This is a genomic window from aff. Roholtiella sp. LEGE 12411, assembly GCF_015206995.1.
Lineage (GTDB): Bacteria > Cyanobacteriota > Cyanobacteriia > Cyanobacteriales > Nostocaceae > Komarekiella.
This window is the reverse complement of record NZ_JADEXR010000008.1, coordinates 53,577-78,950: the sequence shown is the minus strand read 5'-3', so window position 1 is coordinate 78,950 and position 25,374 is coordinate 53,577. Positions and strand designations below refer to the sequence as shown.

Annotated in this window: 21 protein-coding genes; 11 read left to right on the top strand and 10 right to left on the bottom strand. The window is 41.9% G+C overall.

Annotated features, from left to right (window positions below):
* Positions 1-209: 209 nt before the first annotated feature.
* The 9 genes from IQ246_RS03480 (at position 210) to IQ246_RS03440 (ending at position 8,238) form a co-directional block, all read left to right on the top strand.
* Positions 210-956: a phycoerythrobilin:ferredoxin oxidoreductase gene (locus IQ246_RS03480; protein ID WP_194000143.1), complete on the top strand. Its 747-nt coding sequence runs from the start codon at positions 210-212 to the stop codon at positions 954-956.
* A gap of 476 nt (positions 957-1,432) precedes the next feature.
* Positions 1,433-1,951, top strand: a complete 519-nt coding sequence (locus IQ246_RS03475) for a phycocyanin subunit beta (RefSeq protein ID WP_194000141.1) — start codon at positions 1,433-1,435, stop codon at positions 1,949-1,951.
* A gap of 90 nt (positions 1,952-2,041) precedes the next feature.
* A complete protein-coding gene (gene cpcA / locus IQ246_RS03470; protein WP_162396186.1) occupies positions 2,042-2,530 on the top strand; it encodes a phycocyanin subunit alpha in 489 nt (162 codons plus the stop codon).
* A 166-nt stretch (positions 2,531-2,696) separates the two neighbouring features.
* Positions 2,697-3,509 carry a phycobilisome linker polypeptide gene (locus tag IQ246_RS03465; protein ID WP_194000139.1) on the top strand — a complete coding sequence of 271 codons (813 nt, stop codon included), beginning with the start codon at positions 2,697-2,699 and terminating at the stop codon, positions 3,507-3,509.
* 242 nt (positions 3,510-3,751) lie between these two features.
* Entirely contained in the window at positions 3,752-4,624 is an 873-nt protein-coding gene (locus IQ246_RS03460; protein WP_194000137.1) for a phycobilisome linker polypeptide, read from the top strand.
* A gap of 76 nt (positions 4,625-4,700) precedes the next feature.
* Positions 4,701-4,958, top strand: coding sequence for a phycobilisome linker polypeptide (locus IQ246_RS03455; protein WP_194000135.1), 258 nt, complete (start codon positions 4,701-4,703; stop codon positions 4,956-4,958).
* Positions 4,955-5,794 carry a HEAT repeat domain-containing protein gene (locus IQ246_RS03450; protein WP_194000133.1) on the top strand — a complete coding sequence of 280 codons (840 nt, stop codon included), beginning with the start codon at positions 4,955-4,957 and terminating at the stop codon, positions 5,792-5,794. The genes IQ246_RS03455 and IQ246_RS03450 overlap by 4 nt, the downstream gene beginning before the upstream one ends.
* 387 nt (positions 5,795-6,181) lie before the next feature.
* Positions 6,182-6,901 (top strand): HEAT repeat domain-containing protein, encoded by a 720-nt coding sequence (locus IQ246_RS03445; protein ID WP_194000131.1) that lies wholly within the window; start codon positions 6,182-6,184, stop codon positions 6,899-6,901.
* A 329-nt stretch (positions 6,902-7,230) separates the two neighbouring features.
* Entirely contained in the window at positions 7,231-8,238 is a 1,008-nt protein-coding gene (locus IQ246_RS03440; RefSeq protein ID WP_194000129.1) for an acyltransferase family protein, read from the top strand.
* A 30-nt stretch (positions 8,239-8,268) separates the two neighbouring features.
* Here IQ246_RS03440 and IQ246_RS03435 read toward each other — a convergent pair whose 3' ends face one another.
* Complete coding sequence (locus IQ246_RS03435; protein ID WP_208491985.1) at positions 8,269-8,418, bottom strand: hypothetical protein; 150 nt, start codon at positions 8,416-8,418, stop codon at positions 8,269-8,271.
* Between the two features lie 242 nt (positions 8,419-8,660).
* Here IQ246_RS03435 and pruA point away from each other — a divergent pair, with 242 nt between their 5' ends.
* Positions 8,661-11,642, top strand: a complete 2,982-nt coding sequence (gene pruA / locus IQ246_RS03430) for an L-glutamate gamma-semialdehyde dehydrogenase (protein WP_194000127.1) — start codon at positions 8,661-8,663, stop codon at positions 11,640-11,642.
* Between the two features lie 76 nt (positions 11,643-11,718).
* Here pruA and IQ246_RS03425 read toward each other — a convergent pair whose 3' ends face one another.
* Together IQ246_RS03425 and IQ246_RS03420 are read right to left on the bottom strand one after the other, a co-directional pair.
* Positions 11,719-13,395 (bottom strand): GAF domain-containing sensor histidine kinase, encoded by a 1,677-nt coding sequence (locus tag IQ246_RS03425; RefSeq protein WP_194000125.1) that lies wholly within the window; start codon positions 13,393-13,395, stop codon positions 11,719-11,721.
* 9 nt (positions 13,396-13,404) lie between these two features.
* Positions 13,405-13,701 carry a DUF3288 family protein gene (locus tag IQ246_RS03420; RefSeq protein ID WP_194000123.1) on the bottom strand — a complete coding sequence of 99 codons (297 nt, stop codon included), beginning with the start codon at positions 13,699-13,701 and terminating at the stop codon, positions 13,405-13,407.
* A 231-nt stretch (positions 13,702-13,932) separates the two neighbouring features.
* Here IQ246_RS03420 and IQ246_RS03415 point away from each other — a divergent pair, with 231 nt between their 5' ends.
* Positions 13,933-16,386, top strand: a complete 2,454-nt coding sequence (locus tag IQ246_RS03415; protein WP_194000153.1) for an ATP-dependent Clp protease ATP-binding subunit — start codon at positions 13,933-13,935, stop codon at positions 16,384-16,386.
* Positions 16,387-16,931: 545 nt separating this feature from the next.
* Here the strand turns inward: IQ246_RS03415 and IQ246_RS03410 are convergent.
* The 7 genes from IQ246_RS03410 to IQ246_RS03380 all read right to left on the bottom strand — a co-directional run bounded on the left by IQ246_RS03410 (position 16,932) and on the right by IQ246_RS03380 (position 25,184).
* Positions 16,932-17,162 (bottom strand): hypothetical protein, encoded by a 231-nt coding sequence (locus IQ246_RS03410; RefSeq protein WP_194000121.1) that lies wholly within the window; start codon positions 17,160-17,162, stop codon positions 16,932-16,934.
* 281 nt (positions 17,163-17,443) lie between these two features.
* A complete protein-coding gene (locus tag IQ246_RS03405) occupies positions 17,444-18,544 on the bottom strand; it encodes an AI-2E family transporter (RefSeq protein WP_194000119.1) in 1,101 nt (366 codons plus the stop codon).
* Between the two features lie 83 nt (positions 18,545-18,627).
* Positions 18,628-20,061 (bottom strand): bifunctional orotidine-5'-phosphate decarboxylase/orotate phosphoribosyltransferase, encoded by a 1,434-nt coding sequence (locus tag IQ246_RS03400; protein ID WP_194000117.1) that lies wholly within the window; start codon positions 20,059-20,061, stop codon positions 18,628-18,630.
* Positions 20,062-20,359: 298 nt separating this feature from the next.
* Positions 20,360-20,959: a cytochrome b/b6 domain-containing protein gene (locus IQ246_RS03395; protein WP_194000115.1), complete on the bottom strand. Its 600-nt coding sequence runs from the start codon at positions 20,957-20,959 to the stop codon at positions 20,360-20,362.
* 510 nt (positions 20,960-21,469) lie between these two features.
* Entirely contained in the window at positions 21,470-22,513 is a 1,044-nt protein-coding gene (locus tag IQ246_RS03390) for a peptidoglycan-binding protein (protein ID WP_194000113.1), read from the bottom strand.
* A gap of 90 nt (positions 22,514-22,603) precedes the next feature.
* Positions 22,604-23,875 (bottom strand): pitrilysin family protein, encoded by a 1,272-nt coding sequence (locus tag IQ246_RS03385; RefSeq protein ID WP_194000111.1) that lies wholly within the window; start codon positions 23,873-23,875, stop codon positions 22,604-22,606.
* 67 nt (positions 23,876-23,942) lie between these two features.
* Positions 23,943-25,184: a pitrilysin family protein gene (locus IQ246_RS03380; RefSeq protein WP_194000151.1), complete on the bottom strand. Its 1,242-nt coding sequence runs from the start codon at positions 25,182-25,184 to the stop codon at positions 23,943-23,945.
* Positions 25,185-25,374 lie beyond the last annotated feature (190 nt).

Sequence of the window (25,374 nt, the reverse complement as noted above, 5' to 3'; positions counted from 1 at the left end):
TTTCCTTTTATCAGCATTGACCAATTTGTGGTCAGTTCAACATTGCTGACCACTTTTTCTTTTCAGTGACTTTTCACCTGACCAGATATGTCAATTTTTTATCCATACTTTTCTAAGTATTATTTTCTGCTTGCTTATTTTTAGTCTAAACTCCAGTAAAGAAGAAAACATTGCTGTATTGATTTTAAACTTTACACTTCATACGTAAGATGACACTTTATCAGCCATTTCTCGACTATGCAATTTCCTACATGCGATCGCGCTTGGATTGGCAACCCTATCCTATCCCCACTGGATTTGAGTCCAAGAGCGCTACTGTCGGCAAGGGAAAGAATCAGGAACAAGTTGTCACCACTAGTTATGCTTTTCAAACCGCAAAATTGCGGCAAATTCGAGCAGCTCACGTACAGGGTGGTAATTCGCTACAAGTGCTCAATTTTGTAATTTTTCCACGTCTCAACTACGACCTACCCTTTTTCGGTGCGGATTTGGTGACATTGCCAGGAGGACACCTAATCGCCCTAGATATGCAACCCCTATTTCGGGATGATCCGGCATATCAAGCAAAGTATACTGAACCAATCTTGCCTATTTTTCACACCCATCAGCAGCATCTGGCTTGGGGAGGAGATTTTCCCGAAGAAGCACGACCCTTTTTCTCTTCGGCTTTCCTTTGGACTCGTCCCCAGGAAACTGCTGTAGTAGAAACTCACGTATTTGCTGCTTTCCAAGACTATCTGAAAGCTTACCTAGATTTCGTCGAGCAAGCAGAACCGATAAATGATGCTCACAATTTAGCAACCATTGAGCAAGCGCAACTGCGTTACCTGCGGTATCGGTCTGAAAAAGACCCAGCACGAGGCATGTTCAAGCGCTTCTATGGTGCTGAATGGACGGAGGAGTATATTCACGGCTTTTTATTTGACTTAGAGAGAAAATTGATATCTATCCAGTGAGCAAAAGACAAGAGGTAGAGTCATTAATTATTCTCTTTCCCTGCTCGCTCATTCTGATTACCCATTCCCCGGTACTGCCTTCTATCTTTAGTCTGATTTTACTGGGTGATTTAAATATTTAAGTGTTATTTTAAACACAGGGTTCTCATAACTACAGAGAACTTATAAATTTTTGTAAAGGAAATTAAAAAACATCACAATAATTTGTAATAAACAATGACACGGCAGCATTGTATAAAGAGTACTTGGAAGGAAAAAACAACATCTTAATGAGGTTTTCCAGTCGCTCATATAAATTTGAAGTTTTGTAAAAAAAAATTTAATTAGTAACGCTGGAAACCTTAAACTTATACCTTGGATGTCTGTTATTGGTCTTTTCCAAGTGGCTCAGACAGTCTGACATCAAACTTACTCAACTGAAGCCTTCAGTTTTGAACAAAACAGTTGTTAACTAAGCAAATTAGGAGATTGAAGCAATGTTAGATGCATTTGCAAAAGTAGTTTCCCAAGCTGATGCACGTGGTGAATACCTCAGCGCCGCTCAGTTGGATGCTCTGAGCGCCATTGTTCGTGATGGCAACAAGCGTGCGGATACCGTCAACCGGATTACTAGCAACTCCTCTGCAATTGTTGCCAATGCGGCTCGCGCTCTGTTTGCTGAACAACCCCAGTTGATCGCTCCTGGTGGGAATGCCTACACCAACCGCCGGATGGCAGCTTGTTTGCGTGATATGGAAATCATCCTACGCTATGTAACATACGCAATCTTTGCAGGTGATGCAAGTGTATTGGATGACCGTTGTCTGAACGGTCTGCGCGAAACCTACTTGGCTCTAGGAACTCCTGGTGCTTCTGTAGCAGTTGGCGTGCAAAAGATGAAGGAAGCTGCTCTAGCTATTGCTGGTGACCCCAACGGAATCACCAGAGGCGATTGTAGTTCTCTAATGTCTGAAGTTGCTAGTTACTTTGACCGCGCAGCATCAGCAGTAGGCTAAACTCAATCACCGTTATTAGCTATTAACTGACAACTGTCAGTTAGACAAAACAAATTTCAACAAGATTGTAAAAAGGGAGATACCAAACCCATGAAAACGCCTCTTACCGAAGCAGTTGCAGCCGCAGATTCTCAAGGTCGCTTTCTATCAAGCACAGAGCTTCAAGTTGCATTTGGTCGTTTCCGCCAAGCTCCAGCTAGCATGGAAGCAGCAAAAAGCTTGACCGCCAATGCTCAACGTTTGGCTGAAGGCGCAGCTCAAGCGGTGTACAACAAATTCCCTTACACCACCCAACAGCAAGGGCCTAACTTTGCTTCTACCAACACTGGTAAAGCTAAGTGCGTACGTGACATCGGCTATTACCTGCGGATAGTTACCTATTCTCTAGTTGTAGGTGGCACAGGCCCTCTGGATGATTTCTTGGTTTCAGGCTTAGCCGAAATCAACCGCACCTTTGACCTGTCTCCTAGCTGGTACGTTGAAGCCCTGAAGTACATCAAGGCTAACCACGGTCTAAGTGGCGATCCAGCGGTAGAAGCCAATTCTTACATCGACTACGCGATTAACGCTCTAAGCTAGAGAGTGTACTTAGCCCGGAAAGGGAAACAAGCTCTGTTAGCAATTAGCTAGGGGTTGGTTTGCCTTTCTGGGCAGTTTTATTTTCAGAAAAAAGACTGTTAAAAGACTAGAAAAAAAAATTTCTAAAAAGTTTTTGGTTTTGCAGTTAAAACTGGGAGGTTTAAAGATGGCAGCTTTGGCACAAGCAGCAAGATTAGGGATTGGGCCCTTTGAAAACTCAGTATTAGCAGAACTACGTCCTGATAGAACAGAAGCGGATGTGGAAGTAATCATTCGTGCAGCTTACCGTCAGGTTTTGGGTAATACATACCTGCTGGAAGGAGAACGACTTGTCAGTGCCGAATCACTATTGCACCAAGGTTTGATCTCAGTTCGGGGTTTTGTACGGGCGATCGCAGAATCAGAACTCTATCGGGAAAAGTTTTTCCACTCTAACTCCCAAATTCGGTTCATTGAGCTAAATTATAAGCATTTATTGGGTCGCGCACCCAACGATGAATCAGAAATTACTTACCACGTTGAGATTTACAACTCACAGGGGTATGAAGCGGAAATAAGCTCCTATATTGACTCACCAGAATATCAAGAGAGCTTTGGCGAAAATATTGTGCCCTACTATCGTGGTTTTAAAAGCCAAGTAGGACAAAAAAATGTTGGTTATAGCCGAATGTTCCAACTGTATCGGGGTTATGCTAGTAGCGATCGCGCTCCAGGGCAAAAACAAGGACGGCTAACCTGGGAAGTGGCTAAGAATCTTGCTTCACCCATCTACCCAGTCTCTACAGGAGCATTGACGGGTACATCTACAGGTAATCGTGGGGAAACATACCGGATTAGGCTACTACAAGCTGCTTCCCCAAACTCAGCAGTAGTACGGCGGGGTACAGCAGAAATACTCGTGCCTTACGAGCAACTTTCTAGTAAGTTGCAACAGCTTAATCGCAAGGGTAGTAAGGTGATTAGCATTACGCCTGTATAAATAAAGATTAGGGAATGGAGAATGGGGAATAGGCAAGGTACTGGGAACGATGATTCAGTAATCGCAAAAACCCGATTTATTTTCGTTCAATGTAGAAACGTTGCAATGCAACTTTAAATGTAGAGACGTTGCATTGCAACGTCTCTACGAAAGAATCGGTTTTTTGCCCCGGAATCGAGATTTCAGTACCAATAACTACTGACCATTCTCCAAACACGGAGTTAAAAGAAGGATAATTACCAATGGCTATTACAACAGCAGCGTCCCGCCTGGGAACAGAAGCTTTTAGTGATATCGCTCCTGTAGAGTTGCGTCTGAATGCAACGAAAGAAGAGATAGAGACAGTAATTTCTGCCGTCTATCGTCAGTTGTTGGGCAACGACTATTTAATGAAGTCTGAGCGGCTCACAAGCGCAGAATCTCTCCTGCGCGATGGCAAGACTACAGTGCAAGAGTTTGTGCGTCAAGTAGCTAAATCAGAACTGTACAAATCTAAGTTTTTCTACAACAGTTTTCAAACTCGCGTAATTGAGCTCAATTATAAACATTTGTTAGGTCGCGCTCCCTATGATGAGTCTGAGGTGATCTATCACTTGGACTTATACCAAAACAAAGGGTACGAAGCCGACATTGATTCCTATATTGATTCGCCAGAGTATCAGGGTAGTTTTGGTGAAAACATTGTACCCTACTATCGCGGTTTTCAAACCCAACAAGGTCAGAAAACAGTGGGATTTAGCCGGATATTTCAACTCTATCGCGGTTATGCCAGTAGCGATCGCTCCCAACTCAAAGGCAATTCCTCCCGCCTGGCTGGTGAACTAGGTCGCAACAGTTCTTCCTCTGTAGTTCCTCCCTCTGGTAGTGGTAGCTCAGGCTTTGCTTATGTTGCTCCCGGAAAAGGCGTTACCCCCAACAGTACTTTCGGTGGTGCGGGAACCTTTGGCAAAGAAGGCAGAATGTACCGCGTTGAAGTAGCAGGCGTTTTTGGAGCTGGTTATCCCAACATCCGCCGTGTTAATCAAGCTGTAGTAATCCCTTATGAAGAACTATCTAGTTACTTCCAAAGAGTGCTAAAGCAAGGTGGTAAAATCGCTAGTGTGAAGCCACTTTAAATGTCATTGGTCATTTGTTATTAGTCATTCGTTTTAGACAAAGGACTAATGACAATCTTGAATTGGGAATTAATTTATGCTTGGACAAATTATCGGTGGTAGAACTGGTAGCCGCTACTTTCGTTATGAAGTAGTCGGTCTGCGCCAAAGCGAAGAAACAGACAAAGTGGACTATCCCATTCGTTCTAGTGCAACTGTATTTATCACGGTGCCTGAGCACAGGATGAATCAAGAAATGCAAAGGATTATACGTTTGGGTGGCAAAATAGTCAACATTCAGCCATTGAATGCTGAGAGTCAAACAGATAACACACAAAACGCTCCTTCTGAATGAATTCCAGTTCGCAGAATTTTGAAGATGTATCACCCAGAGGTAATGCCGACGGTGAATCTTTAACAGTGGAGCAAGCGATCGCTAATCTGGAAAGTGCAGATTTAGGTCTGCGGTTTTATGCTGCTTGGTGGTTGGGTAGGTTTCGGATATGTGAAGCTGCTGCTATTACAGGATTGATTAGAGCGTTAGAGGATGAAGCCGACAGGACACCAGAAGGCGGATATCCTTTGCGTCGGAATGCAGCTAGAGCATTAGGAAAACTGGGCGATCGCCAAGCAGTATCACCTTTAATTGCGTGTTTAGACTGCCCAGATTTTTATGTACGGGAAGCAGCCGCGCAATCTTTAGAGATGCTGGGCGATCCAGTTTGTATTCCTGCGCTGATCAAGCTCTTGAAAGCAGGCTTGCAGGGAGAGCAACTAAGATCACAGCCTGATTTATCTCAACCATTTGACGCCATTTTAGAAGCCTTGGGAACCTTGAGAGCTACTGAGTGCATCCCTTTAGTCAAGCCATTTCTTGAGCATTCTGTGGAATTAGTGCAATATGCTGCGGCAAGAGCCATGTATCAATTAACCCAAGAACCAGCTTATGGGGAACGGTTGGTGCAGGCTTTAACTGGTGATAAATTGCAATTACGTCGGGCAGTACTGGCAGACTTGGGAGCGATTGGATACCTACCCGCAGCGGAGGCGATCGCCGAAACTCTGGCAGAAAACAGCCTGAAGCTAATTGCTCTCAAAGGATTATTAGAACATCAAGTACACCAAACAGCAGCAAGCTCATTATCAGAAGGTGCTGTTAGAGTCATGAATTTAATGGACTCGCTATTGTAGTCTCATCATTCAAGACTCTGATGGTCTATATTTTTTGGGCAACGGAAAAAGCTGAAAGATACGAAATCTGGATACTGTTTGTGCAGTTTTGATCTAGAACTTCCCTCAAACTTTCAAACAAAGCATCCCTATTGTGTGGATCGAGCATCCTATATGCGGTCTTGCTTTATTGTATGCGTCTGCTACTTCGCTATACCAGTTTTTTCTTTGTTCCAAATCTTTGCTATGGAATTTTTTCATATATTTTTGTCATACATACAAAACAATAAAAATTTTACAAGATAAATAATGTAGACGCTATGTAAAACATAACTTAGAGTCCCCTTATTGTATTAAGTGGAACCTAAGCTACAATTGGCTGACAACTAATGACTATTGAAAATTATTATGAATGATCATGCTCTTGCCCAAAAACTAATCCGTGCGGTGGAAGCAGCAGATTCATCCGAGCGCTTATTAGATGCAGTTGAGCAGTTAGCAGCAGCTGGTATAGAGGAATCTGTTCCCACTCTAATTGCAGCTTTGGGGTACAACAATCCGGGGGCTGCGGTGGCTGCGGTGGATGGACTAATAGCGATTGGTGAAGTCGCAGTACAGCCATTATTGCAACTAATTGATGACTACAATTATGGGGCTAGAGCCTGGGCACTTCGTGCCTTAGCGGGGATTGGAGATTTTCGAGCACTGGATACCTTACTAGAGGCAGCAAAAAACGATTTTTCCCTAAGTGTAAGGCGGGCAGCTGCCAGAGGGTTAGGCACTTTGCGCTGGCATCAAGTACCACCTGAGCAAGTTGAATCTGTTCAGACGCAAGTACTAGAGGCGCTATTACTAATTGCTCAAGATCCAGAGTGGGTAGTACGCTACGCAGCAGTGACTAGTTTAGAAACATTAGCGATGGTAATAGCAATCACTTCACCAGAACAAGTCTCACACATTACAGAGCAATTTCAGCAAATGATTGATACAGATGCAGATATCGGAGTTCGCACCCGTGTACGATTGGCTCAGCAACAAATTCAGCAGCAACAACCTCAAGAAGTGTTGCTACCTAACAAAAATTTAAAAGGTGCTAAAGTGCCTTATCGCGGTGGTGGTAGGCGCTAAAACTTAATACTGGGTCTGGTTTTTACATTGATGTGAGGATTAGTTCGTAGTTTCCTTATTAGCTGGATATTGTGTTAGGTGGAGATTATACCCAGTGGCTTTTCATATAAACATATATTAATTATAGTAATCCGATTTGATTCGTGAACTGACTTGTAGAAACAGGGAATGGGGGATAGGGGATAGGGAATGGGAAATGGAAAAAAAGGGAGTTAGAGGTGTACGCAGTTCTTTCAAAAATCAAATAGGAATCCTATAGAAAGTCTCTGGATTAAGCATCAATTTGTTTAATAAAATTAGCTAAACAAAATTATGTGATATTGTAAAAAATGATGAAAATAGAAAGAGATCAAGGGTTAGATACTTTAAAAGCCATTAGCATTATTTTGATTTTATTTTGGCATTTACAGCCAGTTAGATTTGTTACAAGGAATGATAACCATACATTTATATATTTTCTTAACGGCTTAGTTGAAATCTTTAATTGGCAATTAACTCTTATTGCAGTTCCTATATTTTATATTGTTTCTCTTTATTTATTTTTCCAGAAAATACGCAATAAAAACTATCTAAAAAAAAGACTGGTAAAGTTATGTAGTATATTTATTTTTTGGTCAGTAATCCAAATCGTATTTGCTACTATTATAAATTCTAAATTTCCCAATTTATCCTGGGAGATGATTATAGGGATAGAACCGATTCTACCTTTAGTAGGCGATTCAGTTCTCTATTTTCTTTTCAATTTAATTATTTTAATTGTTTTTGCTTATTTCTACCAAAGTCTGAATTTTAATCACAAGAAATTATTATCTTACATAATTGTAATATTTTCTTTGATATTGTTTGAGCTAACTTGCTTACCAAAATTTTCTGTACCTTACTATTATCTTAGGAATTTTCTGATTTATGTCCCAATAGCTTTTGCATTAGTTAACTATACAAATAAAGTAGTAAAATTTAAATTTTACTACTTAGCTACATATATACTGTTTTCTCTGCATGATATTTGTTTACGTTATTATAACTATTCTCCAGGAATCCATAGCAGGATTTCTGTGGTCTTTGGAGCATTAACTCTATTCTGTTTTATTCATCCCTTAAAAATTCAAGGTAATTGGTTAACCCAAAAGTTAGCGAAATATTCGCTTGGTTTATTTGTCTTACATAAGTACTGGCAGTATTTGTTTATTTTATTAATTATCAATTATCCAGTTAGCATAAATATTGGAATACCTTTGAATATATTATTTTTAACAATAGATATCTTAGTAGTATGTTCTACGGTGTTAACAATTGCTCTGTTAAGATTAACTAATTTAAAGCAGTTTGTTTCCTAGATGTTATCCGTAGTTATGCTGTTAAATAAATCAATTACTTTTCTCTATAATTTGAGTATTGCGGGCGATCGCTTCTTTACGCCATACTTCTAATTGGTCATCTGTCGGCTGTTTTGTACAACCCCCAAGGTAAACACTAGCCATTACTAGGGGTGCTAAACCTAAGTTTTTCCACACCAAATACTTGTTGAATAAGTGTACGGACTGGCGTTGGCTACTTTATTGACACCACTTTAATATTGTTTTACACCGAGTTCAAAAATCCTCTATAAAAAACCTAACTATCCAGCGTTTTAAATATGGTAACAGCCAAATGAAAACGTCAAAATAGAAGACACAGCCCCAATGCCCAATCCCCAATGCCCAATCCCCAATGCCCAATCCCCAATGCCCAATCCCCAAAATTAAGGAGTTAATTATCAGTGGTATTACAAGTACAAACAAGCACCTACGAAGCTAAAACCCAAGAAATTGCTAAACAACTTCTTGCAGTAACACAAGAAAATCGCTCATTCTTTGCTTCTCTGCGCGATCAAATGCGCTGGGATGATAAATTACTTGCTTGGGCGATGAGTAATCCTGGGTTGCGGGTGCAGCTATTTCGTTTCATAGACACGCTACCTGCTTTGCACAGTAAATCAGAAATTGCCTCACATTTACAAGAATATTTAGGAGATGAATCTGTAGAATTACCGGCAGCCCTGAAGGGAATGCTAAACTTTGCTAACCCAGACTCTATGCCAGGACAAGTTGCTGCTACAACTGTTGGCACAGCGGTTGAGACTCTTGCTCATAAATATATTTCTGGTGAAAATATTAAACAAGTCATCAAAACAGTTGAACGACTGCGAAAGGAAAAAATGGCTTTCACCATCGACTTACTTGGTGAAGCGGTGATTACCGAAGCAGAAGCGCAGTCTTATCTAGAACGCTATCTAGAATTGATGCAACAATTAGTGGAAGCATCCAAGAATTGGACAATTATCCCGGCTATTGATGAAGCAAATGGCGAACCGCTACCAAAAGTTCAGGTTTCTGTTAAGCTAACGGCGTTTTATTCTCAATTTGACCCATTAGATGCTACAGGTAGTGAGGAACGAGTTAGCGATCGCATTCGCATTCTCTTACGTCGTGCTCAAGAATTAGGCGCAGCTGTACATTTTGATATGGAGCAGTATGCCTACAAAGATATAACTCTCACTATCCTGAAAAAACTGTTGTTGGAAGAAGAGTTTAGGCAACGTACAGATATTGGGATCACAATTCAAGCATATCTGCGTGACAGCGAGCAAGATGCCAAAGACTTAATTTCTTGGTTGAAACAGCGTGGTTATCCCCTGACAATCCGCTTAGTAAAAGGCGCATATTGGGATCAAGAAACTATCAAAGCAGCACAGAAACATTGGCCACAGCCAGTTTACAACGATAAAGCTGCAACGGATGCTAACTTTGAAACGATCACTCAGTTATTGCTAGAGAATCATCAATATGTGTATTCTGCCATTGGTAGCCATAACGTGCGATCGCACGCTCGTGCCATTGCAATAGCTGAAAGTTTAAATGTTCCCCGCCGTCACTTTGAGATGCAAGTCCTTTACGGCATGGGTGATAAAATCGCAAGAGCGCTAGTTGACAGGGGTTATCGGGTGAGAGTCTACTGTCCCTATGGTGAACTGTTGCCAGGGATGGCTTATCTGATTCGCCGTTTGTTGGAAAATACGGCTAATAGTTCTTTTTTACGACAAAATCTGGAAAATAGACCGATTGAGGAATTGTTAGCACCACCAGTGTTACAACAGTCTCCCCCTGTCCCCCTTTCCCCTTCTCTCCCGCTTTCCTTCCTCGGTGCGGCGGATACAGATTATGCGGAGGAGGAAGGGAGAAGGAAAGCGGCGCAAGCTTTTCAAGGGGTTCGCCAACAGCTTGGTAGAACTTATTTGCCGTTGATTAATGGGGAGTATGTTAACACGCCAGAATTTGTTGATTCTCTCAATCCTTCTAATTTTAGTGAGGTAATTGGGAAAGTTGGATTGATTAGCGTTGAACAAGCTGAACAGGCGATGCAAGCTGCTAAAGCAGCGTTTCCCGGTTGGAGGAAGACGCCAGCTAAACAACGTGCGGATATTTTGCGGAAAGCTGGTGATTTGATGGAACAACGCCGGGATGAACTTTCTGCTTGGATAGTTGTGGAAGTTGGTAAACCAGTTAAGGAAGCTGATGGAGAGGTTTCTGAGGCGATAGACTTTTGTCGGTACTATGCCGATGAAATGGAACGCTTGGATCAAGGTGTTAATTACGATATACCTGGTGAGACTAATCATTATATATATCAACCACGAGGAATTGCTGTGGTGATTTCTCCCTGGAATTTTCCGCTGGCGATCGCTTGTGGAATGACTGTTGCAGCCTTGGTTACAGGTAATTGTACTCTTCTCAAACCCGCTGAAACATCTTCTGTGATTACTGCTAAACTCACAGAAATTTTAATAGAAGCTGGTATCCCTAAAGGTGTATTTCAATACGTACCTGGTAAGGGTTCACAAGTTGGTGCTTACTTGGTAAATCACCCGGATACTCATGTAATTGCTTTTACAGGTTCCCAGGAAGTGGGATGTAGAATTTATGCAGAAGCAGCAACCTTGAAACCTAGTCAAAAGCACATGAAACGGGTGATTGCTGAAATGGGCGGCAAGAACACTATTATTGTAGATGAAAGTGCTGATTTAGACCAAGCAGTTGTGGGTGTAGTGCAGTCAGCATTTGGTTACAGCGGACAAAAATGTTCTGCTTGTTCGCGGGTAGTTGTGCTGCAATCGGTTTATGATAATTTTGTACGGCGGTTAGTGGAAGCGACAAAATCCTTGAACATTGGGGAAGCAGAGTTACCCAGCACGCAAGTTGGCCCGGTGATTGATGCTAACGCCCGCGATCGCATCCGCGAGTATATTGAGAAAGGTAAGGCAGAAGCGCAATTAGCGTTGGAGTTACCAGCCCCAAATCAAGGATATTTTATCGGGCCTGTCATCTTTACAGAAGTACCACCAAATGCAGTAATTTCCCAACAAGAAATTTTTGGCCCTGTTGTTGCAGTCATTCGGGTGAAGGATTTCCCAGAAGCTTTAGTAGTTGCTAACGGTACAAACTATGCTCTGACTGGAGGACTTTACTCACGCACACCTTCGCACATTCAGCAAGCGCAGACAGATTTTGAAGTCGGTAATTTGTACATTAACCGCACCATCACAGGTGCTATAGTTGCACGGCAACCCTTTGGTGGATTCAAACTTTCTGGTGTTGGTTCTAAAGCAGGGGGCCCTGATTACCTGCTACAATTCCTCGAACCGCGCACAGTGACAGAAAATATTCAGCGTCAAGGTTTTGCACCAATTGAAGGTGCTGATTAAAGTACAAAATAAGTAGGGCACATACCCTACTTATTTTGTAAACAAAACCCAAAAAGATTTTGATGTAAATCAAAAATCATTTGCTCCCCTCTTCTTCCAAAGGCGCTAGATTTGGCAAAAACACAGTAAACTGACTACCTTCTCCCAAAGTCGATGTTACTGTCACATCTCCACCATGCAAACGCGCTAATTTCCGTGTCAAGGCTAAACCTAATCCAGTTCCTTCATACTGACGATTTAACTGACTATCAAGCTGTTTAAACGGTTCAAACAGAAATTGAAACTGACTTGAGTCAATACCAATTCCAGTATCTGAAACTGTAAACTTTATCCCTTCGGCTACTTTTTTCACTACCAGCGACACCTCACCTGTTGGAGTAAATTTAATGGCATTGGTGAGTAAATTGAGTAACATTTGCTTGATGCGCCGCTCATCGACGATGCAAATATCGGCTTCTGGGTCAATTTTACTTGTGAGTTGCAATCCCTTTTCTGAAGCGCGATCGCTCACTGTTAATATGGCATAATTACACAACTCTGGCACTGACAAAGGTAACAGCAATAAATCTTCTTTGCCTGCTTCCACCTTAGATAAATCAAGGATATCGTTAATCAGTGCTAATAGATGTTCACCACTACTATATATACAACTTATATATTCTTGCTGCTTGTCATTGAGAGAGCCAACGATTTCTTGTTGTAGCAACTGCGACAAGCCCATAATTGCATTGAGAGGCGTTCGCAGTTCGTGGCTCATGGTTGCTAAAAATTCACTTTTCGCCCGACTACCAGCTTCTGCTGCTTCTTGAGAAGCACGAAGTTTCAACTCTGTTTGCTTGCGCTCAGTAATGTCCTCAATCATCGCCAGAAACAACTCAGGTTCATCATTTGTGCGTGGAATGACGGAAACAGAGATATGAGTCCAAACTAAGTTACCATCTTTATGCAAGCAATGTCTTTCCATCTCAATGCGATGTCTAGCGACAAGCTGCTCCCGCTCGCCCTTGGCGTCTTCCCTTGGGAGAAGTTCCGACGCTTGGAAGCCCACCCTTGTACTTTTCTCAGTATCTACGCGAATTCCTGAGACTAGTTGCTTGTAAAGTTCTAAATCTCCCCTTTGTATTGCAATGTAATCTGTAAAACGTTGACTATATAGTTCTTCTCGGCTGTATCCTAAGATTTCGCACAGCGCCGGATTGTTATCAACAATCTGTGCTTTGAGATCTATAAGCGCAATACCGATAGAAGAACGCTCAAAAATCGCCCGAAATTGTGCCTCACTCTGTCGTAGTGCTTCGTGTACAGTATTTTGCTCGCTTGCTTCTATGGCCAGCGCCACGAAGTCTGCAATCGAATTAGCAAAATTCTCTTCCTGGAAAGTCCACTGGCGAACCTCGCCAACATGTTCGTGGCAAACTACACCCACCAAACGTTCCCCTAACCAAATCGGTACATGCAGTAAGGATGTGATGTCTAAAAAAGAATTAGACTGGCATAATTGTTGAGTTCTGATATCGTTTTTGGCATCAGATACAGTAATACTATATTCCTCTTCTAAAGCCTGGAAATAAGTCGGATAATTTGCTTTCAAAAGCGACACACCAAAGGTATGCTCCTTAGTACAAAAATTATACAAATTAATGCATTCCATTCTTGAGCGGTCTTCGTTATATAACCACACACCAACTCGCTCCACCAAGAGTGTCTGAGCAGCAGTTTCGGTGATTTCTCTTAATAATGTGGCGATCGCCATCTTATTATCTTAATTCCAGTCTTGCTCGTCTTTTTTGCCGCGACTTTTGTAAATACCTCCCAGGTGATGAATTTGGCGAGTTCTCTCATAAAGTTCGGCTTCGCTCAAACCCCACTGCTGCAAGACTTTATCCAAATCTTGTTGGATGTCTCTTGCCCCTGGAAAACCTTGATAACGCATTCGTAGTCTAGCTAATTCTGCTAAATTGTAATCTGTCGCCTCTTGAGCGAGTAAAATATCAATAAGGGGGCGATCGCGATTGTAAAGGGGATGTTGTTGGTCTTTACCTGTGGTTGCTTCAGTCATTCTTTATACCTATAACAGGACGTGGATTCATTAAGAGTCAAGTGTTAAGAGTCTCTCCATCTACCCCTAATTATCTGAAGACGGCAACTACACCTTAGCTCTTACGGCTCTCACCACTGCCATTCAACTTTAAATAAAGATACATTGTCCTTAAGAAAATACAAAAAACTTTAGATGAGGGTGAATTTTATCTCACCCAAAGTCCAAGCAGCAAGGGAGCAAGAACCCGCTATGTTTGAACACTTCACTTCCGAAGCTATTAGAGTAATTATGCTCGCTCAGGAGGAGGCACGTCGCCTAGGACACAACTTTGTAGGAACTGAGCAAATTCTCCTGGGTTTGATGGGAGAAGGAACCGGGGTTGCTGCTAAAGTGCTGACCGAATTGGGCGTGACGCTAAAAGATGCACGTCGCGAGGTAGAAAAAATAATTGGTAGAGGTTCTGGTTTTGTACCACCAGAAATCCCTTTTACCCCCAAGGTAAAAAGCCTCTTTGAGCAATCGTTTAAAGAAGCTCATAGCTTGGGACAAAATTACATTAATACTGAACACCTACTCTTGGGATTGACCGAAGCTGGTGAAGGTGTCGCCGCTAAAGTACTGCAAAATCTAGGGGTTGACCTCAAGAGTGTCCGTAGTGCTGTAGTTCGCCGCTTGGGTGAAAACACCTCTGTTTTCGCTGGAAGTGGTGGTCAAAAGCGTACCCAAACACTAACGATGGAAGAGTTTGGTAGAAATCTTACCAAACTAGCCCAAGAAGGCAGGCTTGACCCTGTAGTTGGTCGCCAAAAAGAAATTGAGCGTGCTATCCAAATCCTGGGGCGTCGTACCAAGAATAACCCAGTATTAATTGGGGAACCAGGAGTTGGTAAAACTGCGATCGCAGAAGGTCTAGCTCAACGTATTGTCAACCAAGATGTTCCCGAAACATTACAAAACAAGCAGGTCATTAGCCTCGATATGGGGTCGCTAGTAGCTGGGACTCGCTTCCGTGGCGATTTTGAAGAACGCATCAAAAAAGTCGTGGAAGAAGTCCGTACTGTAGGCAATATCATCCTGGTAATTGACGAAATTCACACGCTAGTTGGTGCTGGTGGTACAGAAGGTGGCTTGGATGCAGCCAACATCCTTAAACCCGCCCTAGCACGCGGTGAACTCCAGTGCATCGGCGCAACTACCCTCGATGAGTATCGTCAGCATATCGAGCGCGATGCCGCCCTAGAGCGTCGTTTCCAACCGATTATGGTAGGGGAACCTTCAGTAGAAGAAACTATTGAAATTCTCTACGGCTTGCGTCAAGCTTATGAGCAACACCATAAAGTGACTATTTCTGATGCAGCGATTGTCGCAGCAGCACAGTTGTCAGACCGCTACATTAGCGATCGCTTTTTGCCAGATAAGGCAATTGACTTGATTGATGAAGCTGGTTCTCGCGTTCGTCTGCGGAACTCCCAAGTTTCTCCCAATAAAGAACTCAAGCGTGAACTCACTGGTGTTACCAAAGCCAAAGAAGCATCTGTAAGAGTCCAGGATTTTGACAAAGCTGGACAACTGCGCGACCAGGAATTGGAACTCACAACACAATTACAGGCAACATTTCCACAAGACGATAAGCCTGTCAGTTCTACTATCGTTGACGAGGAAGACATCGCCCAAATCGTTGCCTCGTGGACTGGCGTACCAGTTAACAAGCTGACTGAATCGGAGTCAGAATTGTTATTACACTTGGAAGACACTCTTCATCAACGGCTAATCGGTCAAGAACAGGCAGTCTCGGCTGTATCTCGCGGTATCCGTCGTGCCAGAGTGGGACTAAAAAGCCCCAATCGTCCCATCGCTAGCTTTATCTTCTCTGGGCCTACTGGAGTCGGTAAAACAGAATTGGCGAAGGCATTGGCTGCTTACTTCTTCGGTTCAGAAGACTCAATGATTCGCTTGGATATGTCCGAATTTATGGAAAGCCATACCGTCTCCAAGCTCATTGGTTCGCCACCTGGTTATGTCGGATACGATGAAGGTGGACAACTTACCGAAGCTGTGCGGCGTAAACCTTACACGGTACTGCTATTCGATGAAATCGAAAAAGCGCACCCCGATGTATTCAATATGCTACTGCAAATTTTGGATGACGGGCATCTCACCGATGCCAAAGGCCGGAAAGTAGACTTCAAGAACACACTAATTATCTTGACTTCTAACATTGGTTCTAAGGTAATTGAAAAAGGTGGCAGTAGTTTAGGGTTTGAGTTCGACAATCAACCCGAAGCTAGTTACAACCGTATCCGCACCCTGGTAAATGAGGAGTTAAAAGCTTACTTCCGTCCTGAGTTTCTTAACCGTGTTGATGAGATTATCGTCTTCACCCAGCTTTCTAAGAATGAAGTCAAGCAAATCGCTGATATTATGCTCCGCGATGTTTCAACTCGCTTAACTGAAAGAGGAATTAGCTTAGAAGTCACCGAACGCTTCAAAGAGCTTGTGGTACAAGAAGGCTATAATCCCAGCTATGGTGCTAGACCATTGCGTCGCGCAATTATGCGCCTTTTAGAAGATTCTCTTGCTGAAGCCCTGCTGTCTAGTCAAATCCTAGATGGAGACACAGCCATTGTTGATGTTGACGATGATGGTCAAGTGAGAGTCCAAAAGTCAGAAAAACGAGAATTGCTATTAGCAAATGTTGGCTAACGTTTATACCATTTATACCTGATCACTTTTTGCTGTAATATTTGATAAACACTCCAGCCTCTTGCTTAGGCAGAGGCGCAGACGGGGGCATCTCCGGCAAACATAAAGTGAAATGGTATTAATTCTAACCCCCAGTAGAAATGCTGGGGGCTTTTTTATCCGCCTTTGGCGAACAGAAGGCTTAACACTCAATATGGTTCAATACGGTTCAGTTAACGAAAAATCCCAATTTTTCTAATGCTGAAAGACTTATTCTTAGGTTTAAATATTGAGAATAATGTCAATTACTGACCTTAACTGAACCGTATTGCAATATGGTTTATTTACAGCGCTTCCTGATGTTATGAAGTACAGTCTTTCAACCTCGAAAATCCCTCTTTTTCGACCATTTCAGCACTAAACACGTACCTCATTGGAAAAGATTTGAATTCGCCTCTTATACCGATTCAATTAACGGTTGCAACAAATCCTTTGGTAGAGACGTTGCAATGCAACGTCTCTACATGGCAATGCAACGTCTCTACATGGTGTATCTCTACCTGGACTCAATATTGGAGAATTCCCGCGGGTGTAGAAAGAACTCCTCCAGGATTTGAAATAACTCCATCAGGGCTAGAAAGAAACCTCCCGCCCGAAAAAATTCCCCAAGGCTGCAAAAAATTTTCCCAAGGCTCGAAATAACCCCCCTGTACAGTATCCACTTTGGCTGGAGCCAGTTCATGCAAAAATGTTTCTAGATCAATAAGTTCAAAGTCGGAAATTAATATTTTAGCCATTGTATTATTCTTGGAATTATGAGTTAATCTGACTCCTCAATTTTACAGTTATAGTCAAAATTGCAAAATACCAATTTTTAGCTAAATACAAATTTTTTATCAAAGTTTTAGGACATAATTAAATGTTTAAAGTCTCAATAAACAAACCTGATTTCATGCATTTATCTGACGATGAATTGGATGTTTTTTTTGATAAATTAAACCCCAAAGTTAACGTTTTATGTTAGTTTTGCAAGCGAATATTCAACCTAATAATTACGATATTTCATGGCATCCGTAAATCATTGCGATATTGATTCCTTTGCTAATAATTCTGATGTCGTTTCACTCTTTGCTACATTCTCAGGATAATCAGATTTAGAAAAACCATCTGCTGCATCTTTGATAAAACCAGCCACAGGAACCGCAATTAGCAAACCTAATACCCCTCCAATATTGGTTCCTGCAAGCAAGGCGATTAACACCCATATTGGTCGAAGCCCAGTAAATTTACCTAAAAGACGTGGTGCGATCGCCTGATCAATTAACTGGTCAATGACAACAGCCACTGCAAAAACCTTCACTGCTAACCAAAAGTTGTGTGAGGCTATGATTAAAGTTATTACAACAAGACTAACCACATCCCCAAAGGGAACTAAGCTCAAAAGCCCAACTCCAAAACCAAATAGTAAACCAAACGGGACTTGAAAAACTAAAAACATTAATGTTTCTGAAACTCCCATTAGCAAGGCCAAAGTTCCTTGACCAATCAAGTAATTTTGAAAGTTTTGCTGAATAGATTGACTTACACCCTGGGAAAAAGTCCCAGGCAATTTTTTAAATAGCCCATCCCAAAGTCTTGGCCCATCTAACAAAAGATAAAAAGTCAGCACTATTATGATTAATGCTTCAGAAATACTATCAATAGTATCTCTAATAATTCCTAAAAGTTTATCTGAAAGGTACTCAAATTCATCAGGTAGACCTTCAGTTATTCGTGTTAATATCTGGCTGAAATTCACCTTTAATTTATGACTAAAAGCCCAATTATTTAATTTCTGGAGTTTTTCTTCACTAGAATCAATCCATTGGGGGAGTAACTTAGCCATTTCATGAAATTGCTCTAAAACAATCGGTATTAAAGTAATACCTAAAGCAACTAAAATTATCAACGCTAATATAAAAACTAAAGATACCGCATAGTTACGTTTAACTCCCCGCTGCTGCAAAACCGAAACAGGGTAATTTAAAATAAAAGCAAATAAAGTAGCTAAAACAAGAATTGTCACCAGGGGTTGAAAATTTTGAACCAGCCGAAATGCTAGCCAACCATTGAGAAAAACTAGAGGAAATAGCAGCGTCAAAATTAACCATTTAAGTAGTTGTTTGAGAGAAAAAATCATAATTATTTTGATGCCTAAGCATTGCCTGAGCATTAAATACGTTCACTGTTGAGAATGATACGATATAATAGGCGATCGCAACTCTAACTTTCGTTGAAAGCTAACAATTGCTCATCATTTATTCTTCCTGCTTGATGTAGAGTTGTAGTAATTTCCGAGATAGTTAAAACCGCATGGCTGCAATAACCATTATTTTTTAACCTGTCTCTTACCCCTTGTTCATGATCGATAAATACCACAATATCATTAACGTTTAATCCTGCTGATTTTAACTTTTCTGCCCCTTCCATTACACTTTTGCCACTGATGAGAATGTCATCAACCACTACAACTGTTTCACCAGGTTGAAAGTTACCCTCAATTACTCTCCGAGTTCCGTGGGCTTTCACCTCTTTACGAGGAAAAATCATCGGACAGTGAAGACGTAAAGCTAAACCAGTTGCAGTAGGCAAAGAACCGTAGGGAATACCTGCTAACCTATCAAAGTTGAGGTTTTTCAAAATCTCCTCATAGGAAGTGATAACTTGACTAAAAACTTGGGGATTGGAAATGATTTTGCGTAAATCAATGTAATAAGGAAATATGGCTCCTGATGCTTGGACAAATTTACCAAACATAATGCAGCCAATATCATAAAGTTGTAAAATTAAATCCTGCTGAGGATGCTGATTTAGAAAACAAACATTAGGCAACCACACAGAACATGTAGAATTTTCCTGAATAATTTCAGTTTTTATTTGATTAATTTCTGCCCGCAAAGACTGGATTTGCTCAGATAAATGTATGTTAACCAACATATCTTGAGGAACCGGAATCAGCAAACCATCACCGCTTGTATTCAAGCCTGATTCTAAAATTTGCTTCAGGTTTCCACCATCCGCCCAGATACTACGCGCCATGATAATTCTTTCAGGAGCAACTCCCCGAATCAGAGCCAGAACTTCAGGATTTGTGGTTCCCACTTCCAAACCCAATTGTTCTGGAGTCCCCCAGGTTTTTGATTCTTTTACCACCTGCAAATAAAGGGGTGACTCGTTTGTCGGATATTGCTGTAAAGTTTCTGCACCTGGATTAGAAGTACAGCATAAAATAAACACCGCTTTCTCAGGATATACCAAAAAAGGAGCTACATGATCTTGCCCGGTATAGGGACTGAGAGTGATTGCATCGACGTGCCATTTTGTAAACACAGCGCGAGCAAAAATGGTACTAGTATTTAAGTCACTATGTTTAGCATCTAAAATAATTGGGATGTGGGCTGGAATCGCTGCTAAAGTTTTATGCAGCAGTTCTAAACCTGGAATCCCCAAAGCTTCATAAAAGCCAAATGTCGGTTTATAAGCGCAGACAGAATCAGCAGTTTCAGCAATAATGAATCGCAACCATTTCTCCAACCCAGCGATGAGATCTTCAGATTCAAAACGCTTAGGCATCATCTCTGGATTTGGGTCAAGTCCTACAAATAGTAAGCTTTGATTTTGTGAGATACTACCATTTAATTTATCAAAAAAGTTCATTTTTGTAGGTTTAAAAAAAGGTAAATGCCTAGATAATTAAGTTCACAATCAATAAATCTCTACTCTCTAAAGGCAGGAGATAAGAGATAGGAGTAGAGACATGATTATAAGTACTTAGACCTATTGCAAAAGTCCCTAACACCTCACCCCGCTCGCGTGGAGGGCAGACTTTGATGTAAGAGGATGTTTGAAAGTCAAAGGTGGGGTTCTTATTTTTGATTTATGCAAGAGGTCTATTAATTATTTTCTTATTTTGCTCTTTTGCTCCCAATCTCCCCTTTTTATTTGCGTGGTTCGTTTACCAAAACATTGATTCTGTAAGTTGGGAACCTCCGGCTTGACGCGCTAATCGAGAGTGAATCACTGCAAAGAGAATAAACATTGGTACTGATGCAAAGTGAACAATTCGCAGTGCTTCCCAACTACCAAAGATATCCACAATCCAGGGAAATTGGGCAGGTTTATACATTCCTATTCCTGTAAATAACGCCAGTACTAAGATAGGAATAATGGCTGTATAGGCAATGCGATGCCAAGCATAAACTAAACGCTGGGGATTTTGACTTTTTTGCAATGCTTTGAGGTCATTGATTCCCACAAATCGATGTAGCCAACGTCGGGTAACTAAAACATAAATTCCATACCATAACAGATTCAGCGAGAATAACCACATTGCTGCAAAATGCCAGTGTCTACCTCCCGCAAGCCAACCCCCTAAAGTAAATATTGGAGGAACGTGTAAACCTGCACGTCCACCAAAAACAGGGTTAGCGTTGTAGATTTGTAGTCCACTTGTTACCATGAGCAGCAGGCTAATGATGTTACACGAGTGGAAAAGCTTAGCTCCTATCGCTTGGATTGGGAACTTCCGAGTTTTAGCGGGAATGGTCGAAGTCATAGAATATTGACTGATAAAATTTTCTGTTTATCTGTCTCAGGCTAATAGCTCAGCAAATTGGGCATTGCTCACCTTTATTTTCCCATTCTATGATTCAATTGAATTTATATAGGACTTACCAGCCCTTTCAAGGTGAGCATATTGTACTATCAAAGTTTTTACGGCATTTAAAGCATCGGCTGGAATTGAACAAGGAATTTATGCATTCACCTCCAAATTTTTGGACTGTAAATTAAGCGATCGCCTGAGCCAAAGTCCCAAAATTGGGTTAAAAACATCATTTCTTTGATAGTACAAATGTTCACCTTGAAAGGGCTAATCCTACAGACATCGCGCTTTACGACTTTTAAAGTTGCCGTCCTCTTTTGTCAACCCAAAAGGAATGTAATTTTTCAGCATTGGCACTGATTGATACTTCTTAATCGGGGTATCTTGATCGTATTGTAGGGTGTAACATGAAATGAACTAAAAAAATCATCCGAAGCACCAAACCCCAAAGAGGCGTCTTTGTTAAGAATAACGCCGCACAAGAATTTCCCAGGTAGAGCCACCAACTACACCGTCAGCTTCTAATCCATAGCGCTTTTGTACAGCTTTCACCGCCGCCTCGGTTGTCTCGCCAAAATCTCCATCTATACCACTATCCAGGAAACCAAGCTTTTGCAGTCTTTCTTGCAGCTTGACAACTTCAGAACCACGCATCCCTACACGCAAAATTGGCCAACCTTGTGAGGTGTATTGAATACCTGGGTTTCGCTTACTAATTGGGGTTGGCTGAATCTGGGTAGTTTGCCTACTACGTGTGGCTGATTGAGTTCGGGTAGTGGATGTAGTACGAGAAGACGGTTTCTGTTGCCTTGGGTTAGAAGGTTTTGGCTCAGGGTTGGAATTTGCAGTAGTGGATGTAGTACGACGCGGCGGTTTCTGCTGCCTTGGGTTAGTGGGTTTTGGCTCAGGGCTGGAATTCACAATTTGACTTGCAGCCGGTCTTGGGGGGTTTGGGCTGGAATTCACAACTCTGGTGACGTTGCTAGGCTGAGTTGGAACCGGAAAATTGGTTGCTGAATTAAATGTTGCTTGAGGTGAAGAAGCGGTTGATGTCACTATCGGTTCGTTAGGGAAAAGTCTTTGCCAAGTGCTGGCATCAACTATACCATCTGGACTCAAGCCAGCTGCTTGCTTAAACCGGGAAACAGCACTAGCCGTATTATCGTTATAAATGCCATCTACTGCACCTGAGTAAAAGCCCAAAAGTTTAAGAGCTGCCTGAAGTTCAGACACACGTTCTCCTTGGCTACCAACTTTGAGGGTAGGGCGGTTAATGCTATCTCCAGAACTTACTTGAGCAATTTTTTGTGGCGCTGCAATTGACACTACACCGAAGGAGCCAATGAGCAAAGGCGTACAGGAGAACAGGACTATTTCAATCCTTGATAGAAATTTAGACCTCTTTGTCCACCTGTGTTGTTGCCCGTTTTCTATTCTACGGCAAATTACCGTGGGATCTATTGCGCGTAAGTAGTTCAATATACTTGCTTTCAGGCTGCCTTTCATGGAATTTCCACCGGAAACTTATGATGCTATATGGTACAGCCGCTTGGTTGAGAAAACAGCTGATAATAGTGCGATCGCGTATAATTCACACTAGGCGATCGCACTATTAATTGCTTCATCTTGACCGACTAAAGACAAATAAGGTTCCTTTAAGTACTTACCAGCTGAGGCGATGGCATCTTTGACACTTACAGCCGCAATCAGTTCTTGAAACTTCTTGTCAAAATCAATTCCTAAGCCCAAAATTTCATACCAACCATATATCTGAGCAATTTGCCCGTTCGTTTGTTTACCCAAGGCGTACTGACCTAATATTTTGTTCTTAGCTGATTGCAGTGCGCTTTCTGATACTTCCGTAGTAAACAGTAGATCTACTTCTGTCCGCAGTCCTTCCAGAGCTATACTGGTATTCTCCGCTGCCGTGCCCATGTAAACCAAAAATGATGCTGGAAACAGTCTTGTTGGGTAAAATGCGGATACCTCGTAAGCTAAACCTCGCTTTTCCCGCAATTCGACAAACAAGCGGCTAGAAAGTCCATTTCCCAAGTAGGTAGAAAGTAACTTCAGTGGGGCATAGTCAGGAGAATTTACCGACGGCCCCAAGTAACCTAGCATCACAATTGATTGCTGTGTGTGTATGGGCTTAAGCCTTGGCTGCGGTTCCACCTTAATTTCAGGCAAATTTAGTATGGGTAGCGCTTGTGGTGGAATTTGCCAATCCCCAAAAACTTTTTTTACCAAGTCAATAGCATCTATTGGTGTGACTCGACCAGCAATACTAATTACCACATTATCTGGACGAAAATAAGTTTGGTGATATTGAACTAAGTCTGCACGAGATAAACTGCTCATAGTTGTTTCATCGCCTAGCACCGACATGGCATAGGGATGATTTTGGTACATGATCTGCCGTATTTGCCCAAAGGCTACTGTAAACGGTTGTTCTTGTTGTGAGCGGATGTCTTGTAGTGCCAGACGCCGTTCTAGTTCAACTTGGGCTTCGGGAAATGTGGGCGATCGCAAAATCTGCCCTGCCAATGCTAAAATTTCAGCAAAATCGAATGTTACCGTTTTCAAAGACAGCAAAAAATAATCGTTAGAGCTATCTGTACTTAAACTGGCTCCCACAGATTCTACTTTTTCGGCAATTTCCAAGCTAGAAAGTCCATCACATCCCTTTGTCATCACTGCTGACAGCAAATGCGCTAACCCCGCTTGCTCCCGGTTTTCGCAACAACTACCGGCACGCACAAAGATTCGCGCTGCAATGATATCCGCAGCCGGATTTTCTGCCACCAACAATACAATGCCATTGTTCAATACGGTGCGATGGATAGGAGAGTTTTGTCGTAAGGTTGTCATTAGTCATTAGTCCTTTGTCATTAGTCCTTTGTCATTTGTCTTTTGTCCTTGACTCAATGACTAATGACTAACAAGGTTTTAGTACGGTAACTGCGTAATTCTGTGGTGAAAGATATTGTTTAGCTAATTGTTGCAGCTGTTGGGTATCAAATGACAAAATCTGCTGAGGATATGTCACTGCTAATTCAGCTTGAGCAATGGTATTGTAATACCCATAAAGCCCTGTGAGCTGATTTGGCGTTTCGGTAGAAAACGCATACTCATTACAAAGCAGCCTGCTTGTGCGAGCAAGTTCCTGTTCGCTAATTCCTATAGTTTGCAAATCATCCAAATGAGTGCAAATCAGGGATTCAACTTGCTCCAGATTTTCTGGTTCTAACCAGGCAGTAATGGTAAATAAACTCGATTCTCGTTGTAGAGAAAAATTACTGCAAACTCCCTGCACCAATTGCATATCTTCGCGCAAATCACGTACTAAGCGCGAAGTCCGCCCTTCTGCCAATAACACTGACAACAAATCTAACCCGTAAGAGGTACGGAGTTCCTCTACTCCTGGTACTAGCCACGCCATCAATAGCCGCGCTTGCTCCATGCGTGGTAAACACAATTCTTGACGGCGGATTTCTTTTATTGCTGGCTCTGCCACTTTTTTAGACTGTGGACAATCAGGACGTTCGGCAAAATCAACAAATGAGCGATTTACCATTTCCCAAGCTGGCTGCTGGGCAATGCCTCCGACAATCACCACTGTCATATTTTCTGGCTGATAGTGGGCGTGGTGAAAACAGCGCATTGCTTCTGGTGACTGCTGCATCAGGTCGTGCTCACTACCTAAAACTGAGCGTCCATAAGGGTGATGTTGATAAATGCTTGTGATTAGAGATTGAAATCCTATCCAGTCAGAGTCATCTTGGCAAGAGCGGATTTCCTCTAATACTACATCCCGTTCGCGGAGAAATTCATCTTCTGGAATAGCTGCATTCAACAGTATTTCGCCCAAGTGTGGCAGAGTATCTTTCAGGTAAGGGGCTGCTGTCGTGAGGGAATAATGAGCATAATCATAGCTAGTAGCGGCATTACTCACGCCACCCCTATTTTCAACATTGTGATCGAACATTCCAGCGGGTAGCGTCGCCGTACCTTTAAAAATCATGTGTTCTAAAAAGTGTGCCATCCCAAACCATGGTTCTGGCTCTAGGGTAGCTCCAGCACGCACCCAAACATCTGCCACAACTACAGGGGTAGTGGGAATTTCTTGATGAATAAATGTTAAACCATTGTCGAGTCGAAAAACCGAGGCTGGAAACACTGTATTAGTTAGTTTTTGTGACAATTTTTTGTAGCTTTAACCACAATTTGACGCCATTTTGCCAATTTTAACTCTGAACGATACCTAAATTAGAATCAATTTATACAGATTTTATTTTCATAAATAGGCATTGCTAATTCTTAAGTTAAAGAAGATTAAATTTGTTTGATTTGTATAGCCTAAATGCGTA

Bases quoted from the DNA above. Each gene is read 5' to 3' on its own strand.
- IQ246_RS03480 (WP_194000143.1), top strand. From the start codon at position 210: ATGACACTTTATCAGCCATTTCTCGACTATGCAATTTCCTACATGCGA.
- IQ246_RS03475 (WP_194000141.1), top strand. From the start codon at position 1,433: ATGTTAGATGCATTTGCAAAAGTAGTTTCCCAAGCTGATGCACGTGGT.
- cpcA (WP_162396186.1), top strand. From the start codon at position 2,042: ATGAAAACGCCTCTTACCGAAGCAGTTGCAGCCGCAGATTCTCAAGGT.
- IQ246_RS03465 (WP_194000139.1), top strand. From the start codon at position 2,697: ATGGCAGCTTTGGCACAAGCAGCAAGATTAGGGATTGGGCCCTTTGAA.
- IQ246_RS03460 (WP_194000137.1), top strand. From the start codon at position 3,752: ATGGCTATTACAACAGCAGCGTCCCGCCTGGGAACAGAAGCTTTTAGT.
- IQ246_RS03455 (WP_194000135.1), top strand. From the start codon at position 4,701: ATGCTTGGACAAATTATCGGTGGTAGAACTGGTAGCCGCTACTTTCGT.
- IQ246_RS03450 (WP_194000133.1), top strand. From the start codon at position 4,955: ATGAATTCCAGTTCGCAGAATTTTGAAGATGTATCACCCAGAGGTAAT.
- IQ246_RS03445 (WP_194000131.1), top strand. From the start codon at position 6,182: ATGAATGATCATGCTCTTGCCCAAAAACTAATCCGTGCGGTGGAAGCA.
- IQ246_RS03440 (WP_194000129.1), top strand. From the start codon at position 7,231: ATGATGAAAATAGAAAGAGATCAAGGGTTAGATACTTTAAAAGCCATT.
- IQ246_RS03425 (WP_194000125.1), bottom strand. From the start codon at position 13,395: ATGGCGATCGCCACATTATTAAGAGAAATCACCGAAACTGCTGCTCAG.
- IQ246_RS03420 (WP_194000123.1), bottom strand. From the start codon at position 13,701: ATGACTGAAGCAACCACAGGTAAAGACCAACAACATCCCCTTTACAAT.
- IQ246_RS03415 (WP_194000153.1), top strand. From the start codon at position 13,933: ATGTTTGAACACTTCACTTCCGAAGCTATTAGAGTAATTATGCTCGCT.
- IQ246_RS03410 (WP_194000121.1), bottom strand. From the start codon at position 17,162: ATGGCTAAAATATTAATTTCCGACTTTGAACTTATTGATCTAGAAACA.
- IQ246_RS03405 (WP_194000119.1), bottom strand. From the start codon at position 18,544: ATGATTTTTTCTCTCAAACAACTACTTAAATGGTTAATTTTGACGCTG.
- IQ246_RS03400 (WP_194000117.1), bottom strand. From the start codon at position 20,061: ATGAACTTTTTTGATAAATTAAATGGTAGTATCTCACAAAATCAAAGC.
- IQ246_RS03395 (WP_194000115.1), bottom strand. From the start codon at position 20,959: ATGACTTCGACCATTCCCGCTAAAACTCGGAAGTTCCCAATCCAAGCG.
- IQ246_RS03390 (WP_194000113.1), bottom strand. From the start codon at position 22,513: ATGAAAGGCAGCCTGAAAGCAAGTATATTGAACTACTTACGCGCAATA.
- IQ246_RS03385 (WP_194000111.1), bottom strand. From the start codon at position 23,875: ATGACAACCTTACGACAAAACTCTCCTATCCATCGCACCGTATTGAAC.